Source organism: Streptomyces sp. NBC_01591 (assembly GCF_035918155.1).
Taxonomy (GTDB): Bacteria; Actinomycetota; Actinomycetes; order Streptomycetales; family Streptomycetaceae; genus Streptomyces.
This window is the reverse complement of sequence record NZ_CP109327.1, coordinates 2,644,929-2,668,621: the sequence shown is the minus strand read 5'-3', so window position 1 is coordinate 2,668,621 and position 23,693 is coordinate 2,644,929. Positions and strand designations below refer to the sequence as shown.

Sequence of the window (23,693 nt, the reverse complement as noted above, 5' to 3'; positions counted from 1 at the left end):
ACACCTCACCTGGCCGGTCTCTCCGGCCCTGGTCAGGACGGTAGAAGCTGCCGCTGCGGCAACCGCAACCCCGGCACCCAGGATCTCCCGGCGACGCCCGGAGGGCGCGCGGGCCCGGCGCGCGGTCACCGCAAGCGGCATGCCGTCACCGGACGCGTACGCGCACGGTGTGCGTGGCGCCCCGGCTCTTGCTCAGGTCGCCGTAGGTCACGGTCGCCGACGAGCCGGTCCGGATGTCGCTGACGGTCTCCGCCTTGGACAGGACGGACTTGACGGGCCGCTGCCAGGTGAGGGTGAGGCCGGTGACGGTGCGGGACGGGTCGGAGACGCAGATCGTGGCGGTGCCGTCGCGCTTCTCGTGGATCTGCACGCAGACCGGCGCACTCGCCGTGACCTTGCCCGCCGTGCCCGCCGCCCAGAAGTTGACGCCGGTGAAGCCGAGGGAGGGGACACGGATACCGGTGCGCCGGGCGTCATTGGCGAGGATCTCCAGCCAGCCGGTGTCCTCGGCGCGGGCGGCGGTGCGCTTGCTGCTCGCGCCCGGCAGCAGGATGTACGCGTAGGCGCTGTCCGCCGGATCGGTGCCGTGGTCCTGCCAAAGGGTCACGTACCGGCGGGTGTTGGGCGTGGTGGTGCCGCCGTCGTTGATGTCCTTCCAGGCGCCGGTGCGCTCCTCGCGCAGCGCGTGCAGTCCGGTGCCGCCGGGGAAGACGTATCCGGCGTGCCCGTCGAGGTGGGCCCAGGTGGTGGTGCGGGTGGTGGACCAGCCCTGGGTGGCGGGCTGGGCCTCGCCGTCGAGCAGCAGCCGCTGCGTGCCGCTCGTGCCGAGGCAGCGGTTGTCGACGACCGTCTCGACGCCGGCGCCGTCCGTGGAGGTGATGCCGGAGCCGAGGCAGACCACGCAGTCGTCGAGCCAGAACCATGACTTGCGGGCGCGCATCGTGCTCGCCAGGCCCTGGAGGTGCTGGCCGGTGGTGCCGAACTCGCCGTCGCCGGTGCCGCCGACCCACCGCGTGCCCGGCTTCGGGTTGGCCCAGGCGCCGCCCTGTCCGTCGGCGAGCTTCTTCCGGGAGACGGTGATGCCGGGCAGCCGGTACGGGTCGACGGTCGGCCAGTACGCGTCCGAGTACTGATCGAGACCCGCGCCGTCGCCCCACCACTGCAGCCAGCCCGCGCCGGTGTGCCAGCCGCGCTTGTTCTCCCCGTTGCCGAACTCGTAGTGGGCGATCCGCTCGGAGGCCATGGAGAGACCGGCGCCCCAGCCGCGGCGGCGGTGGGTGACCCGGTCCATGTTGTGGAAGGCGCGGTGCGCGGACGGTTCCGGGGACGCGGTGACGGTCGTGTCGTCCAACAGGACCTGCAGCCGGGCGGTGTTGACCAGGCTCAGGGAGCCGGCCTTGAGCGCCGGGGCGTAGTGGTCGCGCTGCAGCCAGCCCTTGACCATGGCGCGCCAGCGGGCGTTCTCCTCGGGGCCGGCGCCCATGCCGAGCAGCACGATGGAGGCCATGACGCCGTGGGCGCGGGTGTGGTCGCTGGAGCCGACGCGGGTGATGCCGCGACCCGAGACGTTGTCCATCATCAGGCCGTCGTAGATGAACGGGGCGATGGCCGCGTCGATGGTGTCGAGGAACTGCCGGCTGCCCGGATCGGTGATCTCCCAGGTCGAGCCGCGCAGCAGGGCGAAGAGCCGGCCGAGACCGTCGTTGAGGACCGCGCCGTAGCCACCGATGTACGGGATCGAGGTGTGCTGGACGAAGGAGCCGTCCGGGTAGAAGCCGTCGCCGGTCGTGACGTACGGGAAGACCGGCGAGAGCGCGTCGACCGCCAGCGCGATCTTGGCGGCATTGGCGCCGACGATGCCGCGCAGGATCATGCCGCGGCACAGGTCGACACGGTTGGCGCCGGTGCTGGTACCGGTGTACGAGCCGACGGCCGAGTCGGGCAGGAACTTGTCGACGGCCTTGCAGTAGTCGGCCCGCTGGGCGTCCGACAGGGCGTCATGGAGCAGCACACAGGTGTCCATGAGGGCCTGGGGCGCGCCGATCTGCCAGTTCCACCAGTTCCCGTATCGGGTGGTCGTCTCGTTGAAGACGTCGGCGTGGAGGTGGTCGAGGCCGGTGATGACCGCGTCCCTGAGGCCGGTGTCGCCGGTGACCCCGGTGCCGGGCTGGGAGTACGCCTCCGCCATGGTGCGCAGCCGGTTGTAGCCGGTGTTCATGTTGGCGGAGAAGCCGAACGATTCGGTGTCGGTGTCCGGTTCGGGGTCGAGATGGACGAGGTCCGGCCAGAGGGAGCCGCGCGCGGGGGCCATCGTGGAGCGGTAAGCGGTTGCCTGGGCGCCGAGGTCGGCGAGCTTGGACTTGAAGGGCTCGGCGGTCGGACTGAAACCGGTTCCCAGGTACAGATCGCGCCACTTCGCACGCAGGGCGGCGAATTCGTCGGCGGCGTCGGCAGCGGCGGTGGAAAGCGAGGCCGTCGGGGAGAAGGCGGAGTCGGACACGGACGCGGACGCGGACGCGGCGGTCGGCAGGCCGAGGGCGAGCGCCGCACCGCCGCCCGTGGCCAGCAGGGCACGACGGGACCAGGCAGTTGTCATCGAAGCTCCGGAGGAAGAGTGAGCCAGTGCGGGAATGCCAGCGTGGTAAGCGTTTTCTAGCATGGGGGAGTTGGGGGGCTCAAGAGGCTGCTCGGGCCGCTGCTCGTTCCTCCGGCGGGCGACGCCCTGGACGAGGGCGCCGCCCGGCCCTCTCCGTACCCCCTATTGACGACCGGGTACGAGCCCGTCTGCGACCAAGCCGGTGAGTACGGCGTCGCCGAGGGCCCGGACGGCGGACTGGGGTCGGACCGTGACCGTGAACTCCTTGATCCGCCCGTCGTCGTCGAAGTGCAGCAGGTCGATGCCGTGGATCTCCTTGCCGCCCGCCCTGGCGCGGAACAGCAGGACCGCCGACGGGGCGGATGTGCCGTCGCCGCTGGTCTGTGCGGTGCCGGTGTGGTCGCCGATGTAGCGGAAGTCCTCGAATGTGCGCAGGAGGACCCCGAAGAGGCCCAGCACCATCGGCTTGCCCTCGAACGGCGTGAACTTCACCGGGCTGTAGAAGCGTGCCCTCGGCGAACAGGTCGTCGAGGGCCGCGAGGTCGCGGTTGTCGACGGCGGCGGGAGGGCAACCGCGACTGGTGCGAGCGTGCGGCCGAGGTCCTGCGGGAGAGGGAGCGGGCTCGCGCCCGGTGAAGGTGCGGAGGGATCAGCTGCTCTGGGCCTGCGGGTCGTCCGGGATCGGCTGCTCGGCCCAGATCGTCTTGCCGTACCGGGTGTAACGGCTGCCCCAGCGCGTGGTGAGCTGGGCGACCAGATACAGGCCGCGGCCTCCTTCGTCGGTCAACAGGGCCCGGCGCATGCGGGGTTGCGTGGCGCTGGGGTCGGAGACCTCGCAGGTCAGCGCTCCCGCGCGGATCAGCCGCACCTCGACCGGGCCGCCGGCGTGACGGATGGCGTTGGTGACCAGCTCGCTCAGCACCAGTTCGGTGGTGAAGGCCAGCTCCTCCAGTCCCCAGGCGTGCAGCTGCCGCACCGCGTCCTGCCGGACCCGGGCGACGGCGGCCGGGTCGGCCGCCACGGGCCAGACGGCCGTGTTCCCGGGCGGCACCGCATGGGTGCGGGCGAGCAACAGGGTGACGTCGTCGGCGAGTTGGTGCGCGGGCCGACCGGAGATGATCTCCTGGCCCAGCTCCCGCAGCGGTGCGGCGGCGGCGCCGGGGCGGGCCAGTCGGCGGCGCAGTTCGGCCATGCCCTCGTCGAGGTCGGTGTCGCGTCCCTCGATCAGTCCGTCGGTGTAGAGCGCGAGAAGGCTGCCGGGTGCCAGTTCGATCTCCGTCACCTCGAAGGGCAGACCGTTGACGCCCAGCGGCGGCCCGGGGTTCAGGGGTACGTACGCGACGGTCCCGTCCGGACCCGCCACGGCGGGCGGTGGGTGCCCGGCGGAGACCATCGCGCAGCGCCGGGAGACCGGGTCGTAGACCGCGTACAGGCAGGTGGCGCCGATCGGGTCGGCCCGTTGGTCACCGTGTGCCCCGCCTTCGTCCGGTCGGGTGAACCGGCTGGGCCGATCGAGGCCGTCGGGCCGGCCGGGTCCGCCGGGTCCGTCCGGTCCGTCGGGCCCCGTGGGTTCCTCCGGCTCGCTGGGCTCGTCGCGGAGCTGGGAGACCAGGTCGTCGAGGTGCACCATCAGCTCGTCCGGTTCCAGATCGAGGTCGGCGAGGGTGCGGACGGCGGTACGGAGCCGTCCCATGGTGGCGGTGGCCCCCAGCCCATGGCCGACCACGTCCCCGGCGACCAGGGCGACCCGGGCGGAGGACAGCGGGATCACGTCGAACCAGTCGCCGCCGACGCCGGTGGCGGTATCGGCCGGCAGGTAGAAGCCGGAGGTGGTCACGGCGACGGTCTCGGCCTGCGAGGGCGGCAGCAGACTGCGCTGCAGGCCGACGGCGGCCCGGTGTTCCCGGGTGTAGCGGCGGGCGTTGTCCAGGGCGAGGGCCGCGCGGGCGGCGATCTCGCACAGCAGGTCCAGGTCGGCCGGCGCGTAGCCGGGCCGGCCGGGGCCGCGCCGGACGGTCACCCGGCCGAGGAAGATGCCCCGGGCCCGCAGCGGTGCGGTCATCGACGCCGGGGAGGCGTCGAGGGCCGGGGCGCAGTCGGCATCGGCCGGGACCACGGTGCCGGTCGGCACCTCCGCGGCCCGTTCCCCGGCCACTGCGGTCCGGCGGAGCGGCAGCAGCCCGTCCTCGCCGGGAGCCGGTTCCTCGCCCGTGAACACCGCCTCCGCGATCTCCACCACGGCGAGGTCGGCCAGTCCGGGCACCAGCACGGCGGCCAGCTCCTCGCCGGTGCCGGTGACGGACAGCGATCTGCCGACGGCCGCGGTGGCGTGGTGCAGAATCGCCAGGCGCTCGTCGGAGCGGCGCTGCTCGGTGACGTCCGTGAACAGCGCGGTGACGCCGAAGACCTGCCCGTCCGGTGCCTGGAGCCGGAACGCCGAGACGGCCATCACCACCCCGTCGCCGGGATCCTCGATGGTCCGTACGGTCTCCTCCGCCAGGATCAGCGGCTGTCCGGTCCGCAGCACCTCGCGCAGCCGTCGCTCGATCGCCGCGGCGTCCGGCGCCTGGAGGAAGTCCCCCAGTCGCCGGTTGCGCAGATCCGGCAGGAGGCCGGTGTACGGCAGCAGATGGGTGTTGGTCCTGACCAGCCGCAGTTCCGCGTCGAACACGGCGAGACCCAGCCGGTCCTGCAGGAAGAGCTCCCGGGTGAACGCCTGGTCCTGCTGCCACCGGGCGACCGTCCCGGCGGGTGCCCACAGCACGAAGAACCGGGCCGGGCCCGCGGACGTCCCGGCGCCGGTGCCCGTCAGCGGGAGCACCTGGAAGGCGATGCCCAGTTCCTCGCCCCGGCCGGTACGCACCACCGTCTCGCCGTACCAGGCGCTCATCCGGTACTCGCCAGGCGGTCCGGGCCAGCCGGCCGGATCCGCGAGCAGCTCCCGGGCGGGACGGCCGCAGACGCTCTCGGCGGGAAGCGCGAACAGCTCCTCCGCCGCGGGCGTCCAGCCGATGATCAGCCCGTCCGTATCGAGCAGGGCCCCGGCCGCGCTGTCCGCGAACGGGAGCCCGTTGTGCCCGGGGGCGCCCGGGAGGGTCTTGCCGTCCACCTGGTTCTCAGCTCCCTCTCACGGCCCTGCCGACGTTCCCGCGCCGCGTCCACGGACGCCTCCATCATCTCTCTGCTCGTTCCGGTCGCCAGTTCCGGCGATCCGGTTCGGGCGGTCCGGTTCCGGCCGTCACCGACCGGGTCGGTCCGCGGTGGGGCACTATTTCGTTCAGTCACTCCGCGGAAAGGTTCTGCATGCCCGATCGCACCGATGGAAGCCGTGGCTCTCTGCTGGCGGTGAGCGACCTGCACGTGGGGATGGCGGACAATCGCCCCATCGCCGAGTCCCTGCGGCCCGATTCGGACGAGGACTGGCTGATCGTCGCCGGTGACGTCGCGGAGCGGATGGCGGATGTGGAGTGGGCGCTACGGCTGCTCGCGGGCCGGTTCAAGCGGGTGATCTGGGCCCCGGGGAACCACGAGCTGTGGACGCCCGAGCGCGATCCGGTCCAACTGCGGGGCCAGGAGCGGTACGAGCACCTGGTCGGGCTGTGCCGGAGCCTCGGGGTGGTCACTCCGGAGGACCCGTACCCGTTGTGGCCCGGCCCCGACGGGCCGGTGGCCGTCGCGCCGGTGTTCGTGCTGTACGACTACAGCTTCCGGGCGCCGGGCACGACGACCAAGGAGGAGTCCCTGGCGTACGCGCGCCGGACGGGGGTGGTGTGCACCGACGAGTTCCTGCTGCACCCGGACCCGTACCCGAGCCGCGACGCCTGGTGCCGGGCGCGGGTGGCGGAGACGGAACGGCGGCTCGCGGCACATGATCCAAAGATCCCGCTGGTCATCGCCGGCCACTGGCCACTGGTGCGCGAACCGATGGACGTCCTGTGGTACCCAGAGTTCGCCCAGTGGTGCGGTACGCGGCTCACCGCCGACTGGCACCGGCGCTTCAACGTGGCGGCGATGGTCTACGGCCATCTGCACATACCTCGCACGACCTGGTACGACGGAGTGCGCTTCGAAGAGGTCTCCATCGGATACCCGAGGGAATGGCGCAAACGGGGCCACCCCCGGGGCCTGTTGCGGCAGATCCTTCCGTACGACGGCGACGGCGACAGCGACAGCGACGGTGACGGTGACGGAGGGCAGGGGCCCGTCAGCGGTGGCCCAGTACGTTGACGACCCGGCCGTTCGGGTCGCGGACGAAGAAGCGGCGTACACCCCACTCCTCGTCGGACAACGGGTACACGATCTCTGCGCCGCTCTCCCGCATGGCCGTGTGGGCCGCGTCCACGTCCTCCACCTCGATGCTCAGGTCCGGTGTGACCGGGGCGGTCGCGTCGGCCCCCATGATGCTGAGCTGGGCCGTGGGGTGGGACGCGGAGGCGAGCGTCATGATCCAGCCGTGGTTCATGACCTCCTGGAGGCCCAGCCGACCGTAGAACTCCGCGCTCCGCTCCATCCCTTCGCCGACGGGGCCTTCGCCGGCGGGGCCTTCGGCGGTCCGGATGTTGGGGACGATTCTGCGGACGGACATCGGCAACTCCTGTCGCGGGACTGACTCCGTGCCGCCCGCCGACGGCGGACCCGACGCGGATCAGATGACCGGCGGCCGTCCCAGTTTCGTCATCTGCCACACCGTGCGCCACCGCATCGGCTGCCTTCGTCCGCACGGGGTACGGACACCTTCGGCGAAGCCGCCGGCCCAGGCGCGCAGACCCGTCGCCGACCGGGTGCGGGCCACGGTGAGGAGGGTCCAGGTGCCCAGGTAGGCCGGAACCAGGGGGAGGGGCAGGTTCCGGCGGGCCAGCCAGACCCGGTTGCGGGCCGTCATCCGGTAGTAGACGGAGTGACGGGCGGGGGAGGTCTTGGGGTGCTGGAGCAGCAGATCGGGCTCGTAGAGGATCTTCCAGCCCGCGTCGAGCGCCCGCCAGGACAGGTCCGTCTCCTCGTGCGTGAAGAAGAACTCCGCCGGCCAGGGCCCCGTCCGGGCGAGCATCTCCATGGAGAGGGCGTGGCCGCCGCCCAGGAACGCGGTGACCGGTCCGCGCCGCATCGGATCGGCGGCGCGCAGGCGCGGTACGTGACGGCGCTGGGTCTCGCCGTGCTCGTCGGCGATCCGGAAGCCGACGATGCCGAGCCGCGGATCGGCGGCGAACAGCTCCTGGACCTTGCGGAACACCCCGTTGTCGACCAGGAGTCCGTCGTCGTCGAGCTCGATGACGACATCCACGTCGCCGAACTCCGCCAGCTTGCTCAGGGCGACGTTGCGGCCCCCGGGACAGCCCAGGTTCTCGTCCAGCTCGATCGTCGTCACACCGCCGGACAGATCGGACAGTCCGGGAAACGCGCCGAAGTCCGGGAGGGGCGATCCGTTGCCCACGACGACGAGGCGGGCCGGACGGACGTCCTGCCCGGCCACCGAGGCCAGCAGGGCCTCGACCTGCTGCGGGCGGTCGCCCATGGTGACGATGGATACGGCGATGCGCGGTTGGGACACGGTCGGCACTCCTGGTCTCGCTGCGGTGCCCGCGATCGTAGCCCCAGGAGATGGTCGCCCGTTGTTCAGCCACCTGTTGCCGCCCCGCCACGCCCCGGGATTCTTCGTCGGGGCGTGGCGCCGGGGGTCTGCCGCGACGGGCCGAGCGGGGACCGCGGACGTGCCGCGACGCGGCGCACATGCCTGTCGAAGACGGCAGCGGCGTCGGGGGTGAGGGTGCGGAGGGCGACCATCGCCGTCACGATGACGTCGCAGAGTTCGGCCTCCACGTCCTGCCAGGAATGGGTGGCACCCTTGCGCGGGTTCTGGCCGGTGGCCCCGATGACGGCCTGGGCGACCTCGCCCACCTCCTCCGACAGCTTCAGCATCCGCAGCAGCAGATCCTGCTCGGGCGGGATGCCGGTCTCCGCTTCGAGCCAGTTGTGCAACTCGTCGATCGTCGTCCAGGTGTCGTGGTCCTGGTCCTCGTGGCCGTGGGCGCTCTGCTGGTCCATGGTGCTCAGCCTGCCAGCCACCGCCTGTCTCCCGGCCGCCCCGGCCGGGCGCGTCGGCCCGCCCGCGGCCCGGGACATTTCCGTTCCGGCGGGCGGCTCGTCGGGATCGCTCCGTCAGCCGCGCCCCACGTACGGCATCGCCGTGGCCAGGACCGTCGCGAACTGCATGTTCGCCTCCAGCGGCAGCTCCGCCATGTGCAGTACGGTCCGGGCCACGTCCGCCGCTGCCATCACCGGCTCGACCGCGAGTTCGCCGTTGGCCTGGAGGACGCCGGTCCGCATCTGTTCGGTCATGTCCGTGGCCGCGTTGCCGATGTCGATCTGCCCGCAGGCGATCCGGTACGGACGCCCGTCCAGCGAAAGCGACTTCGTCAGTCCCGTCATGGCGTGCTTGGTCGTGGTGTAGGCGACCGAGTGGGGGCGCGGCGCATGGGCGGAGATCGAGCCGTTGTTGATGATCCGGCCGCCCTGCGGGTCCTGTTCCTTCATCAGCCGGTACGCCGCCTGCGCGCACAGGAACGCGCCCGTCACGTTCACGTCCACCACCGAGCGCCAGTCCGCCACCGAGAGGTCCTCCACGGGGACGGAACGCGGGCCGAACGTACCGGCGTTGTTGAAGAGCAGATCGAGGCGGCCGAAGCACTCCCGTACCGAGGAGAAGAGCGCGGCCACGTCATCGGGGCGTGACACATCGGCGGGGACGGTGATCACCCGGGCGTTCTCCCCGGCCAGCACGGCCGTTTCGGCGAGGGGTTCGGGCCGTCGGCCCGCGAGCACCACCGACCAGCCGGCGCCGGTCAGGGCGAGCGCCACCGCGCGGCCGATCCCGGAGCCCGCGCCCGTCACGACCGCCGTCTTCGCATCGGAATTCAACAGTTTGTTGCTCATGACGCCGCAGCGTACGCCCTGCCGCCCCGGGGCGTGTGGGGCTGTCCGGGGTCAAGGCGCCGCGTGGGGCGGCGGGTTCGTACTCCGGCCGACCGGCCGCCGAAGATGATCACTGCCCGCTCCCGGGCGGGCGCTTTGTCCCCGTGGACCCATTGCCGTCGCATTCCTCATCCGTACGACGCCCGATCGACGCGAACACGACAGCCGCCCGATGCGCTGGGCCGGTGAACTGCCCGGGTACACCACCAGCCAGGGGAGGGACAGATGTCACACTCATCGCACCAGCAGGAGATGCGCGACGCCGCCAAGCAGGTCGGGCGCCGCCGATTCCTCACCGTCACCGGCGCCGCCGCCGCGCTCGCCTTCTCGGCCAACCTGCCCGCCGCGGGCACCGCGAGCGCCGCCGAGCTGGACGCCAGGAAGATCGGCGAGGACCCGTTCACCCTCGGCGTCGCCTCCGGAGACCCGCTTCCCGACTCGGTCCTGCTGTGGACGAGACTCGCACCGCGCCCGTACGAGTCCGGCAGCGGACTGCCCCGGGCCCGTGTGCAGGTGCGCTGGGAACTCGCCCGCGACGAGCGCTTCTCCCGCGTCGTGCGGCGCGGGTCGGCCACCGCCCACCCGGAGTTCGACCACAGCGTCCACGTCGAGGTCAAGGGCCTCGACGCCGACCGCGCCTTCTACTACCGCTTCCGCACCGGAACGTGGACCAGCCCCGTCGGCCGGACCCGCACCGCGCCCGCCCACGGTGCCCGCAACAGCGCGCTGAGCCTGGCCGCCGTCTCCTGCCAGGCGTACCACGACGGCTACTTCACCGCGTACAAGCACCTCGCGCAGGAGGACGTCGACGTCGTCTTCCACCTCGGCGACTACCTCTACGAGTACGCCGTCAACGCGACCGGCGGCGCCCGCAACTACACCGACCGCAGGCTCCCCGCCCACTACAACCGGGAGACGGTCACGCTGGAGGACTACCGGCTGCGGTACGGCCTCTACAAGTCCGACCCCGATCTGCGCGCCGCCCACGCCGCGCACCCCTTCGTCGTCACCTGGGACGACCACGAGACCGAGAACAACTACGCGGGCGGCACCCCCGAGAACGACGTACCGCCGGAGGAGTTCCTGCTGCGCCGCGCCGCCGCGTACCGCGCCTACTGGGAGAACCAGCCGCTGCGCGCCCCGCAGCGCCCCACCGGCCCGGACATGAGGCTCTACCGGCGCCTGCAGTTCGGCCGGCTCGCCCAGTTCGACATCCTCGACACCCGCCAGTACCGCAGCGACCAGGCGTACGGCGATGGCTGGCAGACGCCCGGACCGGAGTCCCAGGACCCGTCGCGCACCATGACCGGCGCCACCCAGGAGCGCTGGCTGCTCGACGGCTGGCACGCCTCGCGGGCCACCTGGAACGTCGTGCCGCAGCAGGTCACCTTCGCCCAGCGGCGCGACGTCCCCACCGACGCCTTCAAGGTGTCCATGGACGCGTGGGACGGCTACCCCGCCTCCCGGGGCCGCATCCTGAAGGGCGCCGAGGCCGCCGGGGTCGACAACCTGATGGTGCTGACCGGCGATGTGCACGTCGGCTACGGCTTCGACCTGAAGAAGGACTTCGACGACCCCTCGTCCCGCACCGTCGGCACGGAGATCGTCGCCACCTCCATCACCAGCGGCAAGGACGGCTCGGACCGGCCCGGCAGCTGGAACAACCAGATGCAGGCCAACCCGCACATGAAGTTCTTCAACGGCCGGCGCGGATACGCCGTCGTCACGCTGGGCCGGGAGCAGGCGCGCGCCGACTACCGCACGGTCTCCGCCGTCACCACGCCCGGTGCGCCCCTCACGACGGCCGCGTCGTTCGTCACCGAGGTGGGCAACCAGGGCCTCACGCCCGCGTAAGGCCCTGCGCGCAGCGTTCCCCGGCCCCGGTCAGCCGAGGTCGTCGGCCGGGTAGTCGTCCGCCGCATAGCGGACGCCGATGCGGTCACGCACCGCGTCGAGCGTCCGCATCACGGCGAGCGACCCGTCCAACGGCACCAGCGGCGACTCTGTCTCGCCCGCCCGCAGCGCCCGTACCACCTCGGCCTGCTCGAACTGCAACCTGCGCAGCCCCTCGCCCGCAGACCCGGCGGCTCCGGCGGCTCCGGCCGTGAACTCCTCGGGCTCGTGTCCGGGCCGGTGCAGCACGAACCGCTCCGGGTAGAAGAAGCCGCGCGGGAACTCGATCCGGCCCTTCGTGCCGGTGACCGCGGCGGTCTGCGGAGTGTCCGCGACGAGCGAGCAGTTCAGCAGCGCCGAGGCGCCCGCCTCCGACCAGCCCAGCAGCATCGCGGTGTGCAGGTCGACGCCCTCGGGGGAGAGCACCGCGTCGGCCTGCACCCGGTCCGGCTCGCCCAGCAGCAGCTGCGCGAACGACACCGGATAGACCCCGAGATCCAGCAGCGCGCCGCCGCCCAGCGCCCAATCGCGCAGCCGGTGCTCGGGCCCGAACGGGCCCGCGAGCCCGAAGTCGGCCTGCACGGTGCGGATATCGCCGATGGCGCCGTCCCGCACCAGCGCCGTCATGCGCCGGACGACCGGGTTGCAGTACGTCCACATGGCCTCCATCAGGAAGAGGCCCCGGTCCCGGGCGAGCTTCACCAGCTCGTCCGCCTCCCGGGCGTTGAGCGTGAACGCCTTCTCGCACAGCACGTGCTTCCCGGCCTCCAGGCAGAGCGCGGCCGCCTCCCGGTGCGCCGAGTGCGGCGTCGCGACGTACACCACATCGACCTCGTCGTCAGCGGCGAGAGCGGCCCAGCTGCCGTATGCCCGGGGTATCCCGAACCGCTGCGCGAACGCCTGCGCCGAGGCATCTGTCCGAGATGCGACGGCCACCACTTCCGTGTCCGGCATCGACCGGAGATCCTCGGTGAACGCCGCGGCGATACCGCCGGTCGCCAGCACACCCCACCGCACAGTGCCGCTCATGCCTGTCATGTCTGCTCCCCAAGAGGTCTCGACCAGTCCGGCTGAGCTGAGAGCATAGATGCGGATTCAACGACATGGAGATGAGAATGCCGGAGAGCGGCATGAGCCGGGCCCAGCAGGAACGCGCACACATAACGACCGCCGGAACCGGGGCCGCAGAGCCCGGAGCCACCGGCACAACCCCCGGAAAGCCAGCCGCTGCCGAAGCGGCCAGGCGTACCGGACTTCTCGTCACCCTCGTCCTCGGCGGTCTCACCGCGGTTCCGCCGCTCTCCATGGACATGTACCTCCCCGCCCTGCCCGCGGTCACCGAGTCCCTGCACTCTCCTGCCGCCACCGTCCAGCTCACCCTCACCGCCTGCCTGACCGGCCTGGCGCTCGGGCAGGTTGTCGTCGGGCCGTTGAGCGACCGGTGGGGGAGGCGCAGGCCACTGCTCCTCGGCATGATCATCTACGTCGTCGCCACCGCGATGTGCGTCTTCGCGCCCACCACCGGACTGCTCATCGGCTTCCGCCTGCTCCAGGGGCTGGCCGGTGCGGCGGGCATCGTCATCGCCCGTGCCGTGGTGCGCGACATGTACGACGGCGTGGAGATGGCCAGGTTCTTCTCCACCCTGATGCTCATCTCCGGCGTCGCGCCGATCGTCGCCCCGCTGATCGGCGGACAGGTGCTGCGGTTCACCGACTGGCGCGGAATCTTCGCCGTCCTCACCTTCGTCGGCCTGGCGCTCACCCTCGTCGTCTGGAAGTGGCTGGTTGAGACCCTGCCGCCGCAGGACCGGCACACCGGCGGCCTCGGCGACGCGCTGCGCACCATGCGCGGACTGCTCGCCGACCGGGTCTTCACCGGCTACATGATCGCGGGCAGCCTCGCCTTCGCCACCCTCTTCTCGTACGTGAGCGCATCGCCGTTCGTCGTGCAGGAGATCTACGGCGCCTCGCCGCAGACGTTCAGCCTGCTCTTCGGCATCAACTCGGTCGGCCTGATCATCGTGGGCCAGATCAACGGCAAGATCCTGGTCGGCCGGGTCAGCCTGGACAAGGCGCTCGCCTTCGGGCTCTCCGTCATCACGCTCGCCGCGGTCGCCCTGCTGCTGATGACGACCGGGGTCTTCGGAGAGGTGGGCCTGGTCCCGGTCGCCGCCGGGCTGTTCGTGCTGATGTCGGCGATGGGGATGGCGATGCCGAACACGAACGCGCAGGCGCTGATGCGTACGAAGCACGCGGCCGGGTCCGCCTCGGCGCTGCTCGGCACCTCGTCCTTCCTGATCGGCGCCATCGCGTCGCCGCTCGTCGGGATCGCGGGCGAGGACACGGCCGTGCCGATGGCTGTCGTGCAGGTGGTGTGCGCGGTGGGTGCGATGGTCTGCTTCCTCGGGCTGTGCCGGCCCTGGCGGCGGGTGGCGTAGCGGGGCGGCGGGACCCGGTCCGTGGTTCAGCCCCAGGTCTTGCCGCTGATCAGGTCCGGCCCGAAGCAGCGGGAGACGACGGAGGCGAGCGCCGGCACCGCGCCCTCTCCCGACGCGTGCTTGAAGGTGTGGACCACGCAGGTCCGCACCGGATGCATTGGCCCACCGGGTTCGTCGCAGTCGTCGGCGTACAGCGGGCGGGGGCCGGTCCCAGCGGGCCTGCCCGCCCTCTTGCAACAACGGGGTCCGGAGCGCGGCGAATGAATTTCCGCCGTGCTCCGGACCCCGCGACGCTACGACGACCTCGGGTAGCCGATCAGGTGCGGGCGGTCCTTCTCGTCCGTCCAGCGGAACAGACCGACACCGTCCGCCGTCTCCATGCCCGGAACCCGCACGTTCGAGGGCAGGACGCCCGTCGAACCGCTCCTGACGGCGACCGCGACCGGGGCGCCGCCGCCGGCCAGCACGTCCGCCGCGTTGCGCGCGCTCGCAGCGCCGTACGCGGTGCCCTCGTCGTTCACGGAGGCCAGCGTCAGTGGCTTCGTGCCGTCCGCGCCCTCGAAGCAGAACCCCCGCTTCGTGGCCAGGTCGAACGCGAGCGGTCCGGCCACCAGGTAGGAGCCCGAGGGCGCGGAGACGAGCTGCGGGTACTGGCCCGGCTTTATCGCGGGCTTGCTGCACTCCACCGAAGCCAGGGTCTTGCCCGTCTCCTGGTCGTGCACCGCCCACATGTCGTGGGTGGTGGCGCGCTTGGCGCCCTTCGCGAGCTGCCACTTCGCCAGGATCAGACCCGGGACCACCGACGTCGGGATTCCGCTGAGCTTGTCCGTGCCCTTGGGGGCGACATTGCGGCTGAACCAGCCGCCCTGCACCCAGAACTCCTTGGACCCGCTGACCAGCAGGCCCTTCTGCGTCAGCCCGCGCACCTCGGTGAGCTGCTTGCAGGTCTTGCAGCCCTTCGGGTACTTGAGCGCGGCGGCCGCGACGTTCGACACCCGGCCGGTCACCGGGTCGACCACCGCGCTGTTCGTCCGGCCGTCGCTGATGAGGATGCCGGGGCCGGTGGTGGAGACCGTCGGAACGGAGTTCCACGGCACCTCGACGCGCCGCCGGGAGCCGTCCTCCACGTCGTAGACATCCAGCGAGACGATCGTGTCGGCGGGGGTCAGCGCGTTCTCGCCGACCTTCCCGTACGCCCATGTCACGAAGTACTCGTGGTCGTCGACGGTGACCGGGAGGAGCCTCGGGAACTGGTGCGGCGACGGGGGCCGCCAGCTCTCGCCGTGCCAGCCGGCCTGACCCGTCTTGGAGTCGATGGTCCGCAGCTGGTACTTGGTCTCCGACTCCCGCACCAGGTAAGCGAGACGGCCCGTCGTCCGGGAGATCGCATAGTCGGGCGAGGTCCCGATGAGCTCCCAGCCGTGCTCCGTCGCGTACGCGGAGGGAACGGTGAGCTGCGTCACCTTCGTCGAGCTCTTCTTGCTCTGCTTCTCCGGCTTGTCCGTACTCTTCTCACCGCTGCCGCATGTGGCGAGCAGAAGAAGCATGGCAAGCACGAGCACTCCGCCGACCAGAGCCAGGCGCACGATCTTCTGTCTCATGGTTCCCCTCGATGGGCAATCCCGACCTCGCGGCGGCCAGCGTAGCAACTTGCGCAGGTCTCGCGGCAGTTCGGATCCGTTGCTGTTCGGTGCCGAAGCCGGGGCGGAAGCAGGTGGTCCGGCTTTGCCTACAATTCGTCGGTGAACGCCACCCTCCCCACCGCGGAAGTCCTGCGCGCGACGCTGGCCGGACTGCTCGACGGGCTGCCGCCCAAGCAGGCCGCCCAGGCCGTCGAACGGCTCATCGCCAACTACCGCGGGACCACCCCGACCGACGCGCCGGTGCTCCGCGACCGCTCCGACGTCGCCGCGTACGCCGCGTACCGGATGCCCGCCACCTTCGAGGCGGTACGGTCCGCCCTCGCCGCGCTCCAGGAGGCCGCCCCCGACTGGGCGCCCGCCACGCACACCGACATCGGCGGCGGCACCGGAGCGGCGAGCTGGGCCGTGGCAGGGGCCTGGGAGGGGCCCCGGACGATCGTGCTGGACTGGGCCGAGCCCGCACTCGCCCTCGGCCGTGAACTCGCCGGGCTCTCCGGCGTCCCCGCCCTGCGCGACGCCGAGTGGCGCCGGGCCCGGATCGGCGCGGGCCTCGAACTCGCCCCCACGGACCTGATCACCGTCTCCTACGTACTCAAGGAGCTGACCGCGGACGTCCGCGCCGCCCTCGTCGACACGGCCGCCGCGGCGGCACAGGCGGTCGTGGTCGTCGAACCGGGCACCCCCGACGGCTACGCCCGGATCATCGAGGCCCGCGAGCGGCTGATCGCCGCCGGGCTGACGGTCGCCGCGCCCTGCCCGCACAGCGAGGCCTGCCCGATCGAGCCGGGCACGGACTGGTGCCACTTCTCGGCCCGGGTCAGCCGCTCCTCGCTGCACCGGCAGGTCAAGGGCGGCTCGCTGCCGTACGAGGACGAGAAGTTCAGCTATGTCGTGGCGACCCGCTTCGGGACGGAGCCCGTCCGGGCGCGGGTCACCCGCAAACCGCAGATCCGCAAGGGACAGGTGCTGCTGGACCTCTGCACCCGCGACGAGGCCCTGCGGCGGGCCACGGTCACCAAGCGGCACGGCGAGCTGTACCGCGCCGCCCGGGACATCGCGTGGGGCGACGAGTGGCCGCCCGGCGAGGACGACTGAAGTCCGCCGCCCGGCGGCCGCGCGGCTACCCCCGCAGCTCCTGCGTGCAGCACTTCACGCTGCCGCCGCCCTTGAGCAGCTCGCCCAGGTCCATCGGCACCGGTTCGAAGCCCCGCGCCCGCAGCGGATCGAAGAGCCCCGTCGCGGCCTGCGGCAGCAGCACATGGAGCCCGTCGCTCACCGCGTTCAGCCCGAGCGCCGCGGCGTCCGCCTCCTCGGCGATCAGCGCGTCGGGGAAGAGCCGGGCCAGCACCGACCGGCTGCCCGGCGAGAAGGCGCCCGGGTAGTACATGATCTCGTCGCCCGCGTCGTCGAGCACGGACAGCGCCGTGTCCAGGTGGTAATAGCGCGGGTCGACCAGATCGAGCCCGATCACCGGGCGCCCGAAGAACTCCTGCGCCTCGCCGTGCGAGAGGGGACTGGACCGGAAGCCCCGCCCGGCCAGGACGTACGACGCGGTGACCGCGAAGTCGCCCTCGCCCTCGTTGACGTGGTCCGGTTCATGGATCTCGGTGAAGCCGTTGGCCAGGAACCACTCGCGGTGGGCCCCGGCCTCCTCGTACCGCTCCCGGTACGCGAAGCGGGCGCCCAGCACCCGGCCGTCGACGACGGTGGCGCCGTTGGCGGCGAACACCATGTCGGGCAGATCGGGGCGGGGGGCGAGCAGCTCCACGGTGTGCCCGAGGGCGCGGTACCGGTCGCGCAGGTCCTCCCACTGGGTCTGGGCCAGGGAGAGATCCACGGGCTTGCTGGGGTCCATCCAGGGGTTGATGGAGTACGTCACCCTGAAGTGCGTGGGGGCGCACATCAGGTAGCGGCGGGGTGTGGCTTCACGAGGCAATGAAGGCTCCTCACGAAAGGCAGGGGTTGCCTGCCGGGGGACATCGCACGGGTGTGTGCGTGAGCCCATGGTCCGCTCTCCGGGGCCCCGCGCGCAGTGATCCGATCGGGTGGTTCCGCGCGATCGGGAGACGATACGTATCGCCTCGTCCCGCTGTTAGATTGACCGGCATGGTAGAGAACCGGTTGCCCGACGCCAGCCGCCGCAGCGAGCGCTCGCGCCGCGCGATCCACGACGCGGCGCTCGCCCTGGTCGCGGAGGTCGGCTATCCGAGGACCACCATCGAGGCCATCGCCGCGCGGGCCGGCGTCGGGAAGCAGACGATCTACCGCTGGTGGCCCTCCAAGGCGGCCGTCCTCCTGGAGGCCTTCGTGGGCCTGGGCGAGCGGGCCGCCGGGCAGAGCGGCGCGGACCAGGCGCAGGGGATCCCGGACACCGGCGATCTCGCGGCCGACCTCAAGGCCGTCCTGCGGGCCACCGTCGACGAGCTGAACGACCCCGCCTTCGAGGCGCCGACCAGGGCGCTCGCGGCCGAGGGGATCGTGGATCCGCAGGTCGGCGCCGAATTCGTCCAGAAGCTGCTCGACCCCGGGCTCCAGCTGTACGTCGCACGGCTGCGCGCCGCCCAGGAGGCGGGCCAGGTCCGCGCCGACGTCGACCCGCGGATCGCCCTGGAGCTCCTCGTCGGCCCGCTCACCCACCGTTGGCTGCTGCGTACCCTCCCGCTCACCCATGAGTACGCGGACGCGATCGTCGACCACGCCCTGCGCGGTCTGGCGCCCTGAGACGCACCCGTCTTTTCGTGACAAGAAGTGGCATAGTGCCCAGCTCACGGCATCGTCGCCCGTACCCCGCTTCGGGAGTCCGGCCACCCGAGGCGCAGGATGGTGGGACCATGGGCAGGGGCAACGCTGAGGTAAGGGGATAGATGGGCGCCGATTTCGGCCGTTATCGCGGCTCAGAGAGCAAATTTTCCCAATGGCTTCGCCGCCGACCCAAACCGCACCAGAGCGAGGTCGACGACACCGCCCGGGAGGCGCTGCTCCTGGCCGTCGCCGAGGCCGGAATGCCGATCGCGCCGGCCGCCCATCCGGTCGGATACCGATGTTCGTGCGAACGCATCGGCTGTCCCACCCCCGCCCGGCACCCGATCTCCTTCGCCTGGCAGACGCAGTCCACCACCGACCGGGCGCAGATCGAGCGCTGGGCCCGCAGCCAGCCGCAGGCCAACTTCATCACCGCGACCGGCATGATCCACGACGTGCTCGACGTGCCGCTGACCGCGGGCACCCAGGCACTGGAGCGGCTCCTCGCCGCGGGCATCGACGTCGGCCCCGTCGCCCGGTCCGGCGACGACCGGATGCTCTTCTTCACCGCCACCCGCGGTACGCCCGAGGACGAGGACGAATGGTGGCCGTGCGAGCTCGACTGCCACCCCGAGACCATGGACGAACACCCTGGGCTGCGCTGGCACTGCCGCGGCAGCTATGTGCTCCTGCCGCCGGCCCGGCTCCCCGGTGAACTGGACGTGCGGTGGGTGCGCGGGCCGGAGAACCCGCTGCCCGACCCGCTGACCCTGCTGGAGACGCTCACCGACGCGTGCGCGCAGTACGCGGACGCGGCGGACCAGAGCGATCTCGACCATGACTCGGTGGCGTGGCCGCTGAGCCGTTAGACCGTGTCCGCAGGACACCGTCCGGCGGACGACCGGGGCCGCCCAGCGGCGGCCCCGGTTCCGTCACGAGCCCTTCGCCGCCGTCAGGCCCGGCAGCCTGTTCAGCATGACCACCTTGCCGCCGTCCTTCGTCGAGCCCTTCTTCGGGACGTACACCAGCTGGCTGGAGACCCGCTCCTTGGTGAGGGTGGACTCCACCTCACCGGTCAGCAGCGCCTCCACGTCCTGGTTGAGCGGCGGGCGCAGCCCCTTCGCCGCGGTCTGCCGCTCGAAGTGCTTGCTGCTGAAGAAGACCAGCGCCCCGCCGTCGTCCGTCTCCAGGCCGAGCGGGCCGAACGTACCGCTGTCCAGCGGCCGGTCGATGTACTGGTACGAGAAACCCGCCCGCCGGGTGGTCCGGCGCGCCTCCCGCCAGCCCGAGGTGGCGGAGCCGGGGGCGAAGACGTCCGGGGTGCCCTTCTCCAGGTACTGCGTGTACTGGGTGCTCAAGTCCTCCGGCGCCACGGCCAGTTCGGTGCTGTCCGCGGCCACCGGCCTGGCCCGGCCCTCGCCGTCCTTCGCGAAGGCGGGCAGCCGGGAGGGGGCGACGACCGACAGATAGGCGGCCTTCCACCCGGCGCCGGGCCCGGACTTGACGAAGACGACCAGCCAGCGGGTGTCCAGCTTCCCGCTGTCCTGGTCGCGGTTGGAGTCGGCGTCCGCGACGAACCACCGCGGCCAGCCGGCCTTCTTCGGGATGAGGTAGGTGGCGTCGGTCAGCTCCAGCGGCGAGTGGTTCGGGTTGCCGTCCGGATGGTTCTTCTGCCGCGCCTTCAGCCCGGCCTGGTTGATCGCACCGAGTGGCCCGGTGACCCGGTCCGCGTCCAGGGCCGGGTCGTAGGCCTTGTCCGCCGCGTTGTACGCGGTGGTGAATGCCTTCAGGGCCTGCGCGGCCTCAGACCTGGTTGCCGCCGGCACCACTTCCAGCTCGCCGTGCACCGTCACGCAACCGCTCGCCGTCATCGACAGCACCGTCGCCGTCGCGAGCCCCGTCGCCAGCCGAACCGGCCTCAGGCTTCTCATCCGCTGCTTTCCGCGCCTTCCGATCCGTCGCCCCCACTGACCGTCCGAACCCTACCGGGGCGAGGAACAGCGCGAGTGTGGGGATCAGATACAGCGCCCACACCGTGACCTGGAGAACGGTCGGGTCGGGCTGGAAGTTGAACGTGCCCTTCAGCAGCGTGCCGTACCAGCTGTCCGGCGGAATCGTGGCGCTGATGTCGAACGCCTGGTTGTGCAGACCGCCGATGAACTCCGCTTCCTGCAGGTCGTGGACGCCGTACGCGAGCACGCCCGCCGCGACGATCACCAGCATGCCGCCGGTCCAGGTGAAGAACTTCGACAGGTTGATCCTCAGCGCGCCCCGGTAGAACAGCCAGCCCAGTACGACGGCGGCCGCGATCCCGAGGAGCGCGCCGATCATCGGGTGCCAGCCGTCGTCCGCCGCGTGCACCGCACGCCACACGAACAGCGAGGTCTCCAGGCCCTCCCGGCCCACCGCGAGGAGCGCCGTGGCGACCAGCGCCCCGGTGCCCATCGCGAGCGCCGCGTCGAGCTTGCCGTGCAGCTCCGTCTTCAGGTGCCGCGCGGTGCGCCGCATCCAGAAGACCATCCAGGTGACCAGGCCGACGGAGACGATCGACAGCGAACCGCCGAGCGCCTCCTGGGCCTTGAACGTCATCTCCTGCGAACCGAATTCGAGCGCGGCACCGAACGCCAGGCTGATCACGACCGCGATCCCGACACCGGTCCAGATCGGCACCAGCTTGTTCCTGTTGCCGGTCTTCACCAGATAGGCGATGAGGATGCAGACGACCAGGCTGGCCTCCAGGCCCTCGCGCAGGCCGATCAGGAAGTTGCTGAACACGATTCGTTCTCCTTTTCTGCTTCGGCCCGCTACGAGAACAGCGCCCGGCCCCACCAGTCGTCCTTGTCGCGGACGCCCGGCGGGACGGCGAAGTGCGCCGAACCCACGTGCTGGATGTACTCGTTGAGTGCGTCGTGCGCCGCGAGGCGCCGCTGCAGCGGAATGAACGCCTTGCGCACGTCGCGCTGGTAGGCGATGAAGAACAGCCCGGCGTCGAGCCGGCCGAGGCCGTCCGTGCCGTCGGTGAAGGAGTAGCCGCGGCGCAGGATCGTCGCACCGTCGTTGCTGTCCGGGTGGGCGAGCCGCACATGCGCGGTCGGCAGCATCGCCTTCAGGAACGGCTCGTCGCGCTCCTTGGACTTGCCGACCGGGGCGCCCTCGCCCTTGTCGCGGCCGAAGATGTCCTCCTGCTCCTGGAGCGGGGCGCGGTCCCAGGTCTCGATGTGCATCCGGATGCGCCGGGCCACCAGGTACGAACCCCCGGTCATCCAGCCCGCGTCGTCCTTCCCGCCGACCCACACATGCTTGTCCAGGGCGGCGGTGTCGGCGCCGGAGATGTTCCGGGTGCCGTCCTTGAAGCCCATCATGTTGCGCGGGGTCTGGGCGTCCGGCGTCGTCGAGGACGTCTTGCCGAAGCCCAGCTGGGACCAGCGGATCGCGGTGCGGCCCATGCCGATCCTGGCGAGGTTGCGGATGGCGTGCACCGCGACCTGCGGGTCGTCCGCACACGCCTGGACGCAGAGATCGCCGCCGCTGCGGGCCGCGTCGAGGTTGTCGCCGGGGAACTTCGGCAGGTCGACGAGCGCCTCGGGGCGCTTGTCCTCCAGGCCGAACCGGCCCTTGGCGAAGAGCGAGGGGCCGAAGCCGATGGTGAGCGTGAGCCGGGACGGCTTGAGCCCCAGCGCCTCGCCCGTGTCGTCCGGCGGGGCCTCGGCGAGCCCGCCGTACGCCCCGTCGCCGACCGCATGACCGGCCGTCATCCGCTCCGCCGCCCGCGTCCACTCCTTGAGCAGCGCGATCAGCTCGGCGCGGTCCTTCGTCGTCACGTCGAACGCGGCGAAGTGCAGCCTGTCCTGTACGGCGGTGGCGATACCGGCCTGGTGCGCACCATGGAACGGCACGGCCGCACCGCTGTCCGCGGCCGGCACCGCGTCGCTCTCCGTGCGCACCGCGGCGACCGCACCGCCGGCCGCGACGGCGCCCAGCGCGAGACCCGCGCCGCCCCAGCCGAGCAGCGCCCGGCGGGACGGGGCGGGAGCAGAGGGTTCCTTCGGGGTTTCGCCGGCCTGTGCCTGATCGGACATGACTGGAGCCTTCCCGCTCGTTACTTCGTCACCGCGGCGGCGAGCCGGGACAGCGGCTCGGCCAGCGCGTTGACCGCGTCCGAAAGCTCCTTGCGGTCCGCCTTGCCGACCTTCTCGTACGAGGTGAACTCGTAGGAGCTCTTGTCCTTGCGGTACTTGTCCAGCAGCGTGTCGAGCTCCGCGAACCGCTTGTCCAGGGTGGTGGTCAGCGCCGCGTCGTTCTTCGAGGCGATCGGCTTCAGCAGCTCGTAGGACTTCTCGGCGCCCTCGACGTTGCCCTTGAAGTCGACCAGGTCGGTGTGGCTGTAGCGCTCCTCCTCACCGGTGACCTTGCCGGTGGCGACCTCGTCGAGGAGCTCCTTGGCGCCGTTGGCCATCGAGGTCGGGGTGATCTCCGCCGTGCCGACCCGCTTCTGCCAGTCGACCAGGTCCTTGTAGAGAACCGGGGCGAGGGCCTTCTCCTCGGCGCCCAGCTTCTTGTCCTGCCACAGCGCCTTCTCCAGACGGTGCCAGCCGGTCCACTCCTGGCCGTCCTCCAGGCCGTCCTCGCGGATGTCGACCTTCGGGTCGATGTCACCGAAGGACTCGGCGACCGGCTCGGTGCGCTCCCAGCCGAGCCGGGAGTCGGCGTAGATCTTCTTGGCGGCCTCGATGTCACCGGCCGCGACGGCGTCCGTGAACTTCTTGGCCTTCGGCAGCGTCTCGTCGGCCTGGGCCTGGACGTAGGTGCGGTACTCCGCGACGGCCTTGTCCATCTCGGGGCTGCGCTTGGCCGCCTTGCCGCCGGTGACCTCCAGCTTCTGCCGGATGCCGTGGCCCTTCATGCCGGGCTTGCAGGCGATCTCGTACGAACCGGCCTTGATCTCGGCCGTGATGTTGGCCTTGGTGCCGGGGCCGATGTTCTCGCGCTCGGCGACGATGCGGTCGTCCGGGAAGAGGACATAGACCTCGGTGACCTTGGAGCCCTTGTTCTGCACGGCCAGTTCGATATGACCGGCCGGAAGCTTCTTCTTCGACACCTCGCAGGAGTCGTCCTTCGCGACGACCTGCAGGGCGCCGTCGCCCTTGCCGTCGCTCTTCTCTGCGCAGCCCGTGACGGCGGTCAGAGCGGCCACCGTGGCGGCAGCGGTGACGACGGAGAAACGAACGGCTCGCATACGGGCTCCACATGAGGACGAAGGAGAAGCCGGAGAAGATCCGGACAAAGCCTGGTGAGGCGGACCTAACTTAACCGAGGCTTACCTGACCGGTACCCACCCGTGCAGTGATTCAGCTCTCATCCCGGCGCTGCGGGAACGAGGTGATCACGGGAACCCCATGGGCGCCTCAAGGA

General features: G+C 71.4%; 20 protein-coding genes and 1 pseudogene. 6 read left to right on the top strand and 15 right to left on the bottom strand.

Going from position 1 to position 23,693, the window contains the following annotated elements:
• Positions 1-145: 145 nt before the first annotated feature.
• The 3 genes and pseudogenes from OG978_RS12400 to OG978_RS12390 form a co-directional block, all read right to left on the bottom strand.
• Entirely contained in the window at positions 146-2,596 is a 2,451-nt protein-coding gene (locus tag OG978_RS12400; protein WP_326765272.1) for a polysaccharide lyase 8 family protein, read from the bottom strand.
• A gap of 162 nt (positions 2,597-2,758) precedes the next feature.
• A pseudogene (locus tag OG978_RS12395) lies at positions 2,759-3,119 on the bottom strand (nuclear transport factor 2 family protein).
• Between the two features lie 126 nt (positions 3,120-3,245).
• Positions 3,246-5,705 (bottom strand): SpoIIE family protein phosphatase, encoded by a 2,460-nt coding sequence (locus OG978_RS12390; RefSeq protein WP_326765271.1) that lies wholly within the window; start codon positions 5,703-5,705, stop codon positions 3,246-3,248.
• Positions 5,706-5,899: 194 nt separating this feature from the next.
• Between OG978_RS12390 and OG978_RS12385 the strand changes: the two genes are divergently transcribed.
• Positions 5,900-6,823, top strand: coding sequence for a metallophosphoesterase family protein (locus OG978_RS12385; RefSeq protein ID WP_326765270.1), 924 nt, complete (start codon positions 5,900-5,902; stop codon positions 6,821-6,823).
• Here the strand turns inward: OG978_RS12385 and OG978_RS12380 are convergent.
• The 4 genes from OG978_RS12380 to OG978_RS12365 all read right to left on the bottom strand — a co-directional run bounded on the left by OG978_RS12380 (position 6,801) and on the right by OG978_RS12365 (position 9,526).
• Positions 6,801-7,181 carry a VOC family protein gene (locus tag OG978_RS12380; RefSeq protein ID WP_326765269.1) on the bottom strand — a complete coding sequence of 127 codons (381 nt, stop codon included), beginning with the start codon at positions 7,179-7,181 and terminating at the stop codon, positions 6,801-6,803. The genes OG978_RS12385 and OG978_RS12380 overlap by 23 nt on opposite strands.
• Positions 7,182-7,241: 60 nt before the next feature.
• Entirely contained in the window at positions 7,242-8,144 is a 903-nt protein-coding gene (locus OG978_RS12375; RefSeq protein WP_326765268.1) for a glycosyltransferase family 2 protein, read from the bottom strand.
• Positions 8,145-8,209: 65 nt separating this feature from the next.
• Positions 8,210-8,638: a MazG-like family protein gene (locus tag OG978_RS12370; protein ID WP_326765267.1), complete on the bottom strand. Its 429-nt coding sequence runs from the start codon at positions 8,636-8,638 to the stop codon at positions 8,210-8,212.
• A gap of 114 nt (positions 8,639-8,752) precedes the next feature.
• On the bottom strand, positions 8,753-9,526 hold the full coding sequence (locus OG978_RS12365) for an SDR family oxidoreductase (protein ID WP_326765266.1): 774 nt from the start codon (positions 9,524-9,526) through the stop codon (positions 8,753-8,755).
• A gap of 264 nt (positions 9,527-9,790) precedes the next feature.
• On the opposite strand from OG978_RS12365, the gene OG978_RS12360 reads away from it, so the two are divergent.
• Positions 9,791-11,419 carry an alkaline phosphatase D family protein gene (locus tag OG978_RS12360; protein ID WP_326765265.1) on the top strand — a complete coding sequence of 543 codons (1,629 nt, stop codon included), beginning with the start codon at positions 9,791-9,793 and terminating at the stop codon, positions 11,417-11,419.
• 30 nt (positions 11,420-11,449) lie between these two features.
• Here OG978_RS12360 and OG978_RS12355 read toward each other — a convergent pair whose 3' ends face one another.
• Complete coding sequence (locus OG978_RS12355) at positions 11,450-12,487, bottom strand: Gfo/Idh/MocA family protein (RefSeq protein ID WP_326770005.1); 1,038 nt, start codon at positions 12,485-12,487, stop codon at positions 11,450-11,452.
• A gap of 86 nt (positions 12,488-12,573) precedes the next feature.
• Here OG978_RS12355 and OG978_RS12350 point away from each other — a divergent pair, with 86 nt between their 5' ends.
• Positions 12,574-13,896: a multidrug effflux MFS transporter gene (locus tag OG978_RS12350; protein ID WP_326765264.1), complete on the top strand. Its 1,323-nt coding sequence runs from the start codon at positions 12,574-12,576 to the stop codon at positions 13,894-13,896.
• Between the two features lie 26 nt (positions 13,897-13,922).
• Here the strand turns inward: OG978_RS12350 and OG978_RS12345 are convergent, their stop codons facing one another.
• On the bottom strand, positions 13,923-14,045 hold the full coding sequence (locus OG978_RS12345; RefSeq protein WP_326765263.1) for a hypothetical protein: 123 nt from the start codon (positions 14,043-14,045) through the stop codon (positions 13,923-13,925).
• A 144-nt stretch (positions 14,046-14,189) separates the two neighbouring features.
• Positions 14,190-15,497, bottom strand: a complete 1,308-nt coding sequence (locus OG978_RS12340; protein ID WP_326765262.1) for a hypothetical protein — start codon at positions 15,495-15,497, stop codon at positions 14,190-14,192.
• Positions 15,498-15,638: 141 nt separating this feature from the next.
• Here OG978_RS12340 and OG978_RS12335 point away from each other — a divergent pair, with 141 nt between their 5' ends.
• The gene (locus OG978_RS12335; protein WP_326765261.1) at positions 15,639-16,634 is read left to right on the top strand and encodes a small ribosomal subunit Rsm22 family protein; all 996 of its coding nucleotides are present in this window, start codon (positions 15,639-15,641) and stop codon (positions 16,632-16,634) included.
• Between the two features lie 25 nt (positions 16,635-16,659).
• On the opposite strand, the gene ddaH is transcribed toward OG978_RS12335, so the two are convergent.
• Complete coding sequence (ddaH, locus tag OG978_RS12330) at positions 16,660-17,544, bottom strand: dimethylargininase (RefSeq protein WP_442817676.1); 885 nt, start codon at positions 17,542-17,544, stop codon at positions 16,660-16,662.
• A gap of 101 nt (positions 17,545-17,645) precedes the next feature.
• Between ddaH and OG978_RS12325 the strand changes: the two genes are divergently transcribed.
• Both OG978_RS12325 and OG978_RS12320 read left to right on the top strand, forming a co-directional pair.
• Positions 17,646-18,260 carry a TetR/AcrR family transcriptional regulator gene (locus OG978_RS12325; RefSeq protein WP_326770004.1) on the top strand — a complete coding sequence of 205 codons (615 nt, stop codon included), beginning with the start codon at positions 17,646-17,648 and terminating at the stop codon, positions 18,258-18,260.
• Positions 18,261-18,403: 143 nt separating this feature from the next.
• Complete coding sequence (locus OG978_RS12320; protein WP_326765259.1) at positions 18,404-19,150, top strand: bifunctional DNA primase/polymerase; 747 nt, start codon at positions 18,404-18,406, stop codon at positions 19,148-19,150.
• Positions 19,151-19,213: 63 nt separating this feature from the next.
• On the opposite strand, the gene OG978_RS12315 is transcribed toward OG978_RS12320, so the two are convergent.
• The 4 genes from OG978_RS12315 to efeO are packed head-to-tail and all read right to left on the bottom strand — an operon-like array spanning position 19,214 to position 23,517.
• Positions 19,214-20,152, bottom strand: coding sequence for a hypothetical protein (locus OG978_RS12315; protein ID WP_326765258.1), 939 nt, complete (start codon positions 20,150-20,152; stop codon positions 19,214-19,216).
• On the bottom strand, positions 20,085-21,056 hold the full coding sequence (gene efeU / locus OG978_RS12310; RefSeq protein ID WP_326765257.1) for an iron uptake transporter permease EfeU: 972 nt from the start codon (positions 21,054-21,056) through the stop codon (positions 20,085-20,087). Before efeU ends, OG978_RS12315 begins: the two co-directional genes overlap by 68 nt.
• A gap of 29 nt (positions 21,057-21,085) precedes the next feature.
• Positions 21,086-22,360 (bottom strand): iron uptake transporter deferrochelatase/peroxidase subunit, encoded by a 1,275-nt coding sequence (gene efeB, locus OG978_RS12305; RefSeq protein ID WP_326765256.1) that lies wholly within the window; start codon positions 22,358-22,360, stop codon positions 21,086-21,088.
• Positions 22,361-22,380: 20 nt separating this feature from the next.
• On the bottom strand, positions 22,381-23,517 hold the full coding sequence (gene efeO, locus OG978_RS12300; RefSeq protein ID WP_326765255.1) for an iron uptake system protein EfeO: 1,137 nt from the start codon (positions 23,515-23,517) through the stop codon (positions 22,381-22,383).
• Positions 23,518-23,693: the final 176 nt, after the last annotated feature.